Below are 12,009 nucleotides of genomic sequence, written 5' to 3' on the forward strand. Positions count from 1 at the left end.
AAACTAAATTTAAAATGAAAAAAAGTATAATAAAATGCAATGCTTTAATTGCTTTAATGATAATTTTAGTTTGTAATGTTGCAAGTTCTCAAGAAGCTTATCAACCAACTTGGGAATCATTAGACGCCAGACCAATTCCAGAGTGGTTTCAAGATGCAAAGTTTGGAGTTTTTATCCACTGGGGACCTTATTCTGTTCCTGCATGGTCTCCAAAAGGCACCTATTCTGAGTGGTACCAATATTGGTTGCAAAGCAAATCGCTTTTCGGGAATGGAAAATTTAAAGGCGATGAAGTCACTAATTTTCATAAAAAAACTTATGGAGATCACTTTTCATATTACAATTTTGGTGATATGTTTAAAGCCGATTTATTTAATCCAGATGAATGGGCTAAATTATTTGAAAAATCTGGAGCAAAATATATAGTATTAACATCAAAACACCATGATGGCTATACATTATGGCCAAACAAAGAAGCAAATGATAGAGGTTTTCCATGGAATAGTATGGAAGTAGGTTCTAAACGTGATTTGGTTGGAGAGCTATCAGCAGCTGTAAAAAAGACAGATGTTAAAATGGGATTGTATTATTCGCTATATGAATGGTACCATCCATGGTGGCAAAATGATAAGACACGTTTTGTAGATGAGCATTTTTTGCCTCAAATTAAAGATTTAGTACAAAATTATAAACCTGATATTTTGTGGGCAGATGGTGAATGGGATATGGAAGCAGAAAAATGGAAATCTAAAGAGTTTTTAGCATGGTTGTTTAACGAATCTAATGTAAAAAAATCAATAGTTGTTAATGATAGATGGGGAAAAGGCATACGAAAAAAACATGGTGGGTATTTTACAACTGAATATGAAGCAGCAACTCCAGAATTTGATAAGCCTTGGGAAGAGTGTCGTGGTATGGGTTTCTCCTTTGGTTACAATCAAAATGAAGATGTCCAGGATTATAACTCTCCTAAAGCTTTAGTGCTTAATTTAATAAATATTGTGAGTACTGGGGGTAATTTACTACTTGATATAGGACCAGATGGACGAGGTAGTATTCCGGTAATTATGCAGGAGCGTTTATTGCAAATAGGGAGTTGGTTAGAGACCAATGGAGAGGCCATTTACGGAACGCGACCATGGAACGATTCGTTCCAGTGGTCATTAAATGGCGAAAAAAATTATATCCCTAAACAACATTATTTAGGAGGCGATGTTATTTTAAAACAAACTATCGACCCTGAACCTGGTTATGCGGTTAAAGAATTGTTTTTTACCCAAAACGATAAGGCATATTTTGCCATTACACCACAATGGAAAAATGAAATTGTGATTAGGGGTTTTAAACCTTCATCAAATACTGAAATTACCTTATTGGCAACAGGAGAAACTTTATCTGGAAAACAGGTAGGAAAAGATTTAATAATCACAATGCCAACGTATCAGCCTAATAAATTTAAAGAAACTGACGCATACGCCTATGCTATAAAGATAATAAATAGAAAAATTAATTAATGAGACAACACACTAATTACATGAAAAAAAACATTATCATATTGTTAATAGCCTTTAGCTTTTTAGGTGTACAAGCCCAAAAAAATATTGATTATATTAACGAAAGTTCTGCTGATTTAGATAAAAGAATGCAATGGTTTTCTGATGCTAAGTACGGTATGTTTATACATTTTGGGTTGTATAGTCAGCTAGGAGGTATATGGAAAGGCAAATCATATGATGGTTATGCTGAGTGGATTCAGTCTAATGCAGACATTGCAGCTCAAGAATATGCAATGCTAGTAGCTACATTTAACCCAAAAGATTTTGATGCAGATTTTATAGCAAAAACTGCAAAGCAAGCAGGTATGAAATATATTGTTATAACTACAAAACATCATGAGGGCTTTTGTTTGTGGGATAGTAAATACACTAATTTTGATGTTGGTAGCACACCATTTAAAAGAGATATTTTAAAAGAATTAAGTGCCGCTTGTCGTAAATACGGGTTAAAATTTGGAACTTATTACAGTATTATAGATTGGCATCACCCATCACAAGAACGTAATCTTGATGGTAACAAGCCTTCGGATTGGTGGGGACAAATTAGAATGAAATATGCTAAGAAGAAAGAATATGTTACTTATATGAAAAATCAAATTAAAGAATTAATCGACAATTATAATTCCGATATACTTTGGTTTGATGGAGATTGGGTAGAATGGTGGAATTTAGAGGCCGGTGCCGATTTATACCAATACATAAGAACGCTCAAACCAAGTATAATAATTAATAATAGGGTTTCTAAAAGAGATGTATTTAAAAGAGATTTTGGTACGCCCGAGCAAAAGCATCCAGACGACAAATTAAAACATTATTGGGAAGCCTGCTATACCATGAACCATTCTTGGGGTTTTAAAACTAGTGATAACGATTGGAAAAACCCTGAAGTGGTTTATAAAAAGTTAAAAGATATTAATAATAAAGGCGGAAACTTATTATTAAATGTAGGCCCAGACGGTAATGGTAATATCCCCGAAAAAAGTGTGGAAATACTTTTAGAAGTTGGTAAAATGTTGAAAAAATAATTTGATTGTTTGAAAAATATCAAAATTCAAATTGTTGTTATTCTAAACTTGATTTAGTATCTCAAAAGCTAAAAAGACAAATTAAAAATTAAATGCTTTACAAAGCATTATATAAAACTATAAAAATGAAATTTAAGTTTAAATCGTATATAAGTATTTGTGCATTGGTAATTACCCTTACAGCTTGTAATTCACAAAAAGTACAGTTACCCAATACCCGTTCTACTATAACCATAGATGCTGATGATACTAAAGATTCTATTGTGTTTAAGGCAGCTCATGTTGTGCCAACAAAAAATCAGTACGAAGCTTTAAAAAACGAATACATCGCATTTATCCATTTTGGGCCAAATACCTTTACAAGAATGGAATGGGGCAACGGTATGGAAGATCCGAAAATCTTCAACTTACAAAACTTGGACACCGACCAATGGTGTAAAGCAATGGCAGACGCCCAAATGAAAATGGTAATTATTACCGTTAAGCATCACGATGGTTTTGTGCTTTGGCAAAGCCGATATACCAAACATGGCGTTATGTCAACTCCATTTAAAGATGGTAAAGGCGATATTTTAAAAGAACTGTCTGAATCCTGTCAAAAATACAATTTAAAATTAGGGATTTACCTGTCACCAGCCGATTTGTATCAAATTGAAAACGCACAAGGACTTTATGGCAACCTAAGCAGCTATTCAGACCGAACCATTCCAAGACCAGTTGAAGAACGTCCGTTTAAAAACAAAACAACATTTACCTTTAATGTTGACGATTATAATGAGTATTTCTTAAATCAGTTATTCGAATTATTAACCGAATATGGCCCCATTCACGAAGTGTGGTTTGACGGGGCACATCCAAAACGAAAAGGCGGACAACAATATAATTATCTGGCTTGGAAAGAGCTAATATCCACTTTGGCGCCAAATGCCGTAATATTTGGCAAACAGGACATCCGTTGGTGTGGTAACGAATCGGGGGGGACAAGAGATACCGAATGGAACGTAATACCATATGAAATGAATCCCCATGAGATGAATAGTTTCGCTGATATAACAGGAGAAGATATAGGTAGTAGGGAAAAGCTGTACGATGCTAAATTTTTACATTATCAGCAAGCAGAAACCAATACTTCAATTAGAGAGGGTTGGTTTTATAGAGATGAAGACAAACAAAAAGTAAGAAGTGCAGACGATGTATTCGATATGTACGAGCGCTCTGTTGGAGGTAATTCAACGTTTTTATTAAATATCCCACCCAACAGAGAAGGTAAGTTTTCAGATGAAGATGTCAATGTTTTAGTACAAGTGGGTAACAGAATAAAAGAAACTTATGGAACTAATTTATTCGAAAACGCTTTAGGCGGAAAAGCCATTGATGGTGACGTATTGAGCTATGAACTTTTAAATGATACTGATAAATCAATTGAAATTGAAACGTCTCAACTTGTTGCAATAAACAGAATAGTGTTGCAAGAAGCCATTACCACACATAGTGAACGCGTTGAAAAACATGCAGTAGATGCTTGGATTGATGGCACTTGGAAAGAAATTGTTTCTGCCACTAATATTGGGTACAAGCGTATTTTGCGTTTTCCAGAAGTGACTTCTAACAAATTTAGAGTCCGTATTTTAGAATCACGTTTAAGTCCTGCAATTTCAAATATCACAGCACATTATTATAAAACAAGGCCACCACAACTATCCATTACAAGAAATTTAGAAGGATTGGTAAGCATTCAGCCTAAAAAGCATGACTTTGGATGGAAGCCTCATGGAGAAGATATTTCAGGCAATATAAATTCTGGACTTGAAATTCGCTATACAACCGATGGTAGTGAGCCAACAAAAGAATCGCAGGTTTACAAGCATCCATTTGTAGTGGCACCTAGTCAAGTAAAAGCTGTTGCATTTTCACAAGACCAAAAAGGAAGTGAAGTTTCTAGAAAGTTTGGAATTTTAAAAACAAACTGGAAAAGTTTAGCTGGCGACAGTTTTACACCAGAACATTTTGATACCAGTGCGTTTGATGAAAATCTAGATACCTATTGGAAATCTAAAGCAACAGGGTCCAAACATCATTTAAATATAGATTTAGGAGCAGTAAAAATTATAAAAGCTTTTATGTACACGCCACCAAAAAACGACGCAAGTGGTATGATAGAACAAGGCCGTATTTTAGTAAGTGCTGATGCTATTAATTGGAAACCACTTGAAAGTTTTGAGTTTGGTAATCTAATTAACGACCCAACACCACGTACCCATTATTTTAAAGAAGCAGTAAGCACCCGTTTTGTACGAATAGAATCTAAAACTATTGCAGGTGGCAAAAAGCAAGCAGCTATAACCGAATTGGATTTTTTTGAATAACTAATTAATATAATTATGAAAACCGCACAGTATTGTTTTATAGCTTTGTTTGTTTTAAGCAGAATGCTTTTTGCCCAAAATAGTTCTGATGATTTACGCTTGTATGATAATTTTAAGCCATTGTCTTCTGATAATATTTTTAAAACGGAAGGTTATTATAACTGGGGAACCTCTATTATAAAGGGAAAAGATGGTAAATATCATATGTTTTACTCGAGATGGAAAAAGGAGTATGGTTTTTATGGTTGGTTAACTCATTCTGAAATAGCCCATGCTACATCGAAAAGACCATCAGGACCATGGAAATATAAAGAAACCGTTTTGAAGGGTACTGGAAAAAATAGCTGGGATGGAATTACAGCCCATAACCCAAAAATAAAGTGTTTTGAAGGGAAATATTATTTGTACTATATCTCCACAAATTTAGGCGATAAAGCCTATTTAGAAGAAGATTTAATTGAAACGGCTAAAACAGGATACAGCCATCCAAATTGGAAAATATTACGCCCAAATCAGAGAACTGGGGTTGCAGTATCTAACTCCATTAATGGCCCATGGCAACGTACACAACAACCTTTAATAGAACCGTCGGGACCAATAACAACCCTTGCAGTTAATCCTGCAGTTGATAAAGGGAAAGATGGTAAATACTACTTGGTAATAAAAGGTGATAAACCTAGTGAAAAACGTTTTATTAGGAATCAAGCTGTGGCAATTTCTGAAACACCAGTTGGACCTTTTGAAATACAAGAAAAACCTGTTATTGATTATATAGATACTGAGGATATGTCTATATGGTATGACGAAACTAGAAACCGATTTTATGGTGTCTTTCACACACACGGTTTCATAGGCATGGTAACATCACAAGACGGTATCAGCTGGAAAAAATCAAACGAATATGTTTTGATGAGAAAAGAAGTTAGGATGAAAGATGGCTCAGTGCTTATACCAGACCGATTAGAGCGCCCGTTTATTTATCATGAAAACGGTAAACCAAAAGTATTAAGTCTTGCTGTTAAGAAAGATAATGATTCGTATAGTATTTTTATTCCTATAGAAGAAGCTCCATACCCAAAACCTAATAAGAGGCAATTGGCATGGCAAGAAGCAGAATTAGGAGTTGTTTTTCACTACGATTTGCATGTGTTCGATGGAAAAAAATATGGACAAGGTGGAAACAGAATTGATCCTATTCCAGATTATCAAATATTTAACCCTATAAACTTAGATACAGACCAATGGGTAAAAACTGCTAAAGATGCAGGTGCAAAGTTTGCTATTTTAACCGCAACCCATGAAACCGGGTTTGCCTTGTACCAATCTAAAGTTAATCCGTATTGTTTAAGAGCAGTCGATTGGCGTGATGGTAAAGGCGATATTGTAGCCGATTTTGTGGCTTCCTGTAGAAAATATGGAATTAAACCTGGCATCTATTTGGGGATTCGGTGGAATTCGTTTTTAGGCGTTCATGATTTTAAAGTTAATGGGGAAGGTGCATTTAGGGAAAACCGTCAAGAATGGTATAACAACATGGTAGAAGGTATGGTTAAAGAAATCTGTACCAAATACGGAGAACTTTTCGAAATATGGTTTGATGGTGGTGCAGACCATCCAGATAATGGTGCTCCAGATGTTTTGCCTATAGTTAGAAAATACCAACCTAATTGCTTATTTTATCATAATGGACAATTAGCCGAAGCACGTTGGGGAGGGTCAGAATCAGGAACAGTAAGCTATCCATGTTGGGCAACATTTCCTTATAATAATACTGGTACTGGAGAATCTGCTCAAAAAAACATTTATAAAGATAATTATAAGCTATTAAAGGAAGGAGATCCTAATGGAAAATTTTGGGTGCCCGCTATGGCTGATGCACCATTAAGAGGATACAACGGAAGACACGAATGGTTCTGGGAACCAGGAGATGAAAAACATATTTTTCCATTGGAAAATTTAATGGACATGTATTATAAATCTGTAGGTAGAAATTCAACCTTGATTATGGGTTTAACACCAGATCCAGATGGTTTGATGCCAGAACTTGATGTAAAACGATTAAAAGAATGGGGAGATGAGATTAAAAGAAGATTTCAAATACCAATAGCTTCTACCTCAGGAAAAGGAAATAGAATAACCCTTAAGCTTAATACTCCTACTTTAGTTAACCATGTAATTATTCAAGAAGATATTCAAAAAGGGGAGCGTATTAGGAGTTACCAGATTGAAGGTTTAGTAGATGGAAAATGGCAAATCATTACTAAAGGCGAAAGTATTGGTAATAAAAGAATTGAACAATTTGAACTTGTAAAAGTTAGTAGAATTAGGTTAAAAGTTTTGAAATTTGAAAGAGAGCCCCAAATAAAAAACTTAAGCGCTTATTATGTAAAACCAATAGAATGAGAACGAAAAATAATTTTTACTTTTTTTATATGTTTGTAACAGTCTTAGCTTTTAGTAGCTTTTCAAATAAAAAACAACAAAAGTTTTAATTATCGGAGATTCTATATCTATTGGATATGCTCTTTTTTTAACAAAAATTTAAACAGTAAAGCCATTATAAAGCATAATCAAGGGAACGCGAAGCATAAAGGAACAGGACTTAAAAAAATCTAAAGCTTGTTCATAAAAATAATTGGAATAAGAGAAATTATATCCAATTTTTTAATTAAAGAAATTTAAAAACATAAAAGAAGATGAAGTTTTTTTTAAAATTATTTTTGTTTGGATTTTTAATATTTATGGGTTGTAAACCAGTAAATCAACCAATAAAAATAGCGTGTATAGGAGATAGTATTACTTATGGAGCTGGTATGTATAATCGAGAAAACAATGCTTACCCTAACCAATTACAAGAGATGCTTGGAGACAATTATGAAGTAAAAAACTTTGGAGTAAACGGAAACACTTTATTAAAAAAAGGGGATTATCCTTATTGGAAGTCTGATAAATATAGCGAAGCTTTAAGTTTTGCCCCAGATGTGGTTTATATAAAATTAGGTACTAATGATAGTAAACAACAAAATCGTATTTATTTAGAGTCTGATTTTGAAAACAATTACAAAGCACTCATTCGGTCTTTCAAAGAAAAAAACAATCAGGTTCGTGTCGTTTTATTATTACCAGTGCCTTCATTTTTAAACGATTCTACAAGTATTTGGAATCCTATAATTAAAAATGAAATTATTCCTATAACTAAAAAAGTGGCTTTTGATACAAAAAGTGAAGTTATTGATTTATATCAATTGTTTACAGGTGATCAAAATATGTTTCCTGATAAAATTCATCCGTCATCATTAGGTGCTACAAGAATAGCAAGACGTATATACGAAAATGTAATTTTTAAGGCTGAGGATTCCCGTATGCAATTTGATACTTTAAAATTATTAGAACGTAAAGTGAGTAATTTTCACGGCTTTGAGTTAACCGATTTTAAATATAAAAAGATCTCGTGTAAAATAGTTACACCAAAAAGAATAGCTAGAGGAAAACCTTGGGTATTGCGTGCTCGTTTTTTTGGTCACCAACCACAAACCGATATTGCTTTGTTAGAAAGGGGATATCATATTGCCTATTGCGATGTGGCTCATTTTTTTGGTAATGATGAAGCTGTAAACCGTTGGAATGTTTTTTATAATTTTATGGTTAAAAACGGTTTTTTTCATAAAGTGGTTTTAGAAGGTATGAGTAGAGGTGGCCTTATAGTTTATAATTGGGCTGCAGAAAATCCTGAAAAAGTAGCATGTATATATGCAGATGCTCCAGTTTTAGATGGAATGAGTTGGCCTGCTGCTAAAGGAAAAGGGAAAGGAAGTAAAAACGACTGGGACGTTTTTAAAAAGGCATATCATATTACCACAGAAGATGAGGTAGCCAATTTTAAAGGAAACCCTATTGATAAAATAGAGGCCATTGTAAGAGGTGGTTTCCAAATGATTCATGTATGCGGTGAAGCCGATAAGGTAGTTCCAGTTGATGAGAATACACGAATTTTTGAACAAAAGATTAAAGAAAAAGGAGGAGAAATTAAAACCATTTATAAAGCAGAAATAGGACATCATCCTCACAGTTTAGAAAACCCAACACCAATAGTGGATTTTATATTAAGAGCAACCAACAACAAAGTTAATTTTGCAGTTATCACAGCTCCAGCTTCAGAGTATCGCTCAGGGGCTGGTTGGATAAAAGACAAGGGTTGGTGGCATCAAATGGAAGATATAAATAACTTATGTCAGTCAACAAAAGATTTAGATATTTTATTAATAGGAAATTCCATAACCCAAGGTTGGGGAGGCAATCGAAATTTTACAACATATAAACCTGGTCAAGAAGCAGCAAACATTCATTTTAAAGGAATAAACTATGTAAGTGCTGGTATTTCTGGAGACAGAACAGAACATATTCTTTGGAGGATAAAAAACGGAAATTATAATGCTAACAAGCCTAAATTGATAACTTTAGCAATTGGCGTTAATAATTTTAGATTTAATTCTGCAGAAGAAATTAGTAAAGGCATAGAGGAAATTGTAGAATTAATGGAACATGAATTTCCAGATTCTCAAATATTGTTTTTAGGTCCACTGCCAACAGGTTTGGATGCCCATTCTGAGCGCAGGCAAAAATATAATAAAATTCATAAAAATATAGCCTATTTAGATGAGAGGCCTCGAATCAATTATTATAACCTTATCGACCTGTTTTCTGATGAAAAAGGTAACTTAAAAGATAATCTTTACAGTAAAGATGGTGTCCATTTAAAGCCAGAAGGATATCAAGTTTGGGGGAAATTTATAAAAGAGAAATATAATGAACTAATAAAATAATAAAAATGAAATTAATACGATTTGGAGCAGAAGGAAATGAAAAACCAGGAGTACAATTACCAGATGGAACACGAATTGACGTATCTGCATTTGGTCAAGATTACAATGAAGAATTTTTTGGGAGTAATGGAATAGAGCAATTAGAAAATTGGTTAAAAACAAATCAAGACAATTGTCCAATAATTTCAAATGATACACGCTTAGGAGTACCTTTAACTAGGCCATCAAAAATAGTTTGTGTAGGATTAAATTACGCAAAACATGCCCAAGAAGCAGGCATGGCTATACCCAAAGAACCTGTATTGTTTTTTAAATCTACAACAGCATTGTGCGGTCCAAATGATGATGTGATTATTCCTAAAAACTCAGAAAAAACAGATTGGGAAGTAGAGTTAGCAATCGTAATTGGTAAAAAAGCATCCTATGTTAAAGAAGTTGATGCGTTTAATTATGTAGCTGGTTATGTATTGCATAACGATGTTTCTGAGCGTGCTTTTCAAATAGAAAAAGAAGGACAATGGTGTAAAGGAAAGGGCTGCGATACATTTGCTCCTTTAGGACCGTTTATTGCAACAAAAGATGAAATAAAAAACCCTAATAATTTAGAATTATGGTTAGATGTTAATGGAGAAAGATTACAATATTCGTCAACATCAGATTTTATTTTTAATGTTCAAGAAGTGGTTTCATATATAAGTCAATACATGACTTTACTTCCAGGAGATATTATTTCAACTGGAACACCTTTTGGTGTTGGTTTAGGATTTAATCCCCCTAAATATTTAAAACCAGGAGACACCATGGAATTGGGTATTGAAGGTTTGGGTACTTCTAAGCAGGTTGCAAAGGCGTATAAGTAAAATAATAAGAAATAAAACTAAAATGAAGAAAATATCAGGTTTAGTAATACTATTATTTCTATTTGGAGTTAGAGGGCATTCGCAAAAACTAAAAAGTAAAGTTGAAATTGGCAAAAACCCCAATATTGTTATTATTTATACTGATGATTTAGGTTACGGCGATTTAAGTAGTTATGGAAACCCAACACTGCATACGCCAGAATTAGATAAAATGGTAGCAGAGGGAATGAAGCTTTCACAGTTTTATGTTGCCGCTCCAGTTTGTACGCCATCTAGAGCCTCTTTATTAACAGGGTCTTATCCTAAAAGAGTTGGTTTAGAAAAAGGCGTTTTATTTCCTTCATCAAAAACAGGTTTAAATCCAGAAGAGAAAACCATTGCGGAAATTTTAAAAGAAAAAGATTATGCTACAGCTTGTATCGGTAAATGGCATTTGGGCTATCAAGAAAAATTCTTACCAATCAATCAAGGTTTTGATATCTTTTATGGCATTCCTTTTAGTAATGATATGAGTAGAAAGGAACAGGATATTTATGGAAATAAAAACTACAAATGGCAACTTCCTTTAATGTCTCAAAAAGATACAATTGAGTTAGACCCAAATCAACAATACTTAACAAAAAGACTTACGCATAAGGCTGTAGATTTTATTAAGAAGAATAAAAGCACCCCGTTCTTTTTATACCTAGCGCACCCAATGCCCCATATTCCTTTATATGCTTCTGAAAAATTTCAAAATACGAGTATAAGAGGTAAATACGGAGATACAGTTGAAGAAATCGACTGGAGTGTAGGAGAGGTATTAAAAACATTAAAAAAGTACGATTTAGAGCGTAATACTTTAGTCATTTTTACTTCAGATAATGGGCCTTGGAAAGTATTTAAAACTGATGGTGGTTCTGCGGGGCCACTTCGTGGAGGAAAAGGAACTACTTGGGAAGGAGGCACTCGTGTGCCTTGTATAGCTTGGTGGCCAGGAAAAATACCTTCAGGTTCTTTTCAAACAAAGGTTATTACTAATATGGATTTGTTACCGACTATTGCAAGTTTATGCGGTGCAGATTTGCCAAAAAAAGATATTGATGGCGTTGATGTTTCTTCTGCACTTTTTGGAGAAAAACAAAAAGAAGAAAGTAAGCCATTTTTGTATTATTCTAGTAAAGGGGAACTTCAAGGCATAAGAAAAGGTAAGTATAAGCTTCTAATTATTGAAGATGATACTTTTTTATTTGATTTAGAAAGTGATATTTCAGAGGCGTATAGCTTGACAGAAATGTTTCCAGAAAAAATTATTGAATTAAAGAAAATAATGATGGAAATTGATACCGATTTAAATCTTAATAAAAGAGAAGTTGGGAAATTATAAGAAAGAATTGTGA

At 33.7% G+C, this 12,009-nt stretch carries 7 protein-coding genes; all 7 read left to right on the top strand.

The genetic code is table 11. The annotated features are described in order from the left end of the window. Positions 1 to 14 precede the first annotated feature (14 nt). The 7 genes from L3X37_RS05700 to L3X37_RS05730 all read left to right on the top strand — a co-directional run bounded on the left by L3X37_RS05700 (position 15) and on the right by L3X37_RS05730 (position 11,996). Positions 15 to 1,514 (top strand): alpha-L-fucosidase, encoded by a 1,500-nt coding sequence (locus L3X37_RS05700; protein WP_237239207.1) that lies wholly within the window; start codon positions 15 to 17, stop codon positions 1,512 to 1,514. A 20-nt stretch (positions 1,515 to 1,534) separates the two neighbouring features. Continuing rightward, the gene (locus L3X37_RS05705; RefSeq protein ID WP_237239208.1) at positions 1,535 to 2,581 is read left to right on the top strand and encodes an alpha-L-fucosidase; all 1,047 of its coding nucleotides are present in this window, start codon (positions 1,535 to 1,537) and stop codon (positions 2,579 to 2,581) included. Between the two features lie 125 nt (positions 2,582 to 2,706). Then, positions 2,707 to 4,947, top strand: coding sequence for an alpha-L-fucosidase (locus L3X37_RS05710; RefSeq protein WP_237239209.1), 2,241 nt, complete (start codon positions 2,707 to 2,709; stop codon positions 4,945 to 4,947). A 15-nt stretch (positions 4,948 to 4,962) separates the two neighbouring features. Beyond that, on the top strand, positions 4,963 to 7,350 hold the full coding sequence (locus L3X37_RS05715) for an alpha-L-fucosidase (protein ID WP_237239210.1): 2,388 nt from the start codon (positions 4,963 to 4,965) through the stop codon (positions 7,348 to 7,350). Positions 7,351 to 7,643: 293 nt separating this feature from the next. Continuing rightward, complete coding sequence (locus L3X37_RS05720; RefSeq protein WP_237239211.1) at positions 7,644 to 9,770, top strand: GDSL-type esterase/lipase family protein; 2,127 nt, start codon at positions 7,644 to 7,646, stop codon at positions 9,768 to 9,770. Positions 9,771 to 9,775: 5 nt separating this feature from the next. After that, complete coding sequence (locus tag L3X37_RS05725) at positions 9,776 to 10,630, top strand: fumarylacetoacetate hydrolase family protein (protein WP_237239212.1); 855 nt, start codon at positions 9,776 to 9,778, stop codon at positions 10,628 to 10,630. Positions 10,631 to 10,652: 22 nt separating this feature from the next. After that, positions 10,653 to 11,996 (top strand): sulfatase family protein, encoded by a 1,344-nt coding sequence (locus L3X37_RS05730; RefSeq protein ID WP_237239213.1) that lies wholly within the window; start codon positions 10,653 to 10,655, stop codon positions 11,994 to 11,996. The last annotated feature ends 13 nt before the right edge of the window (positions 11,997 to 12,009 follow it).

This window comes from Wocania arenilitoris (assembly GCF_021728535.1).
Lineage (GTDB): Bacteria > Bacteroidota > Bacteroidia > Flavobacteriales > Flavobacteriaceae > Wocania_A > Wocania_A arenilitoris.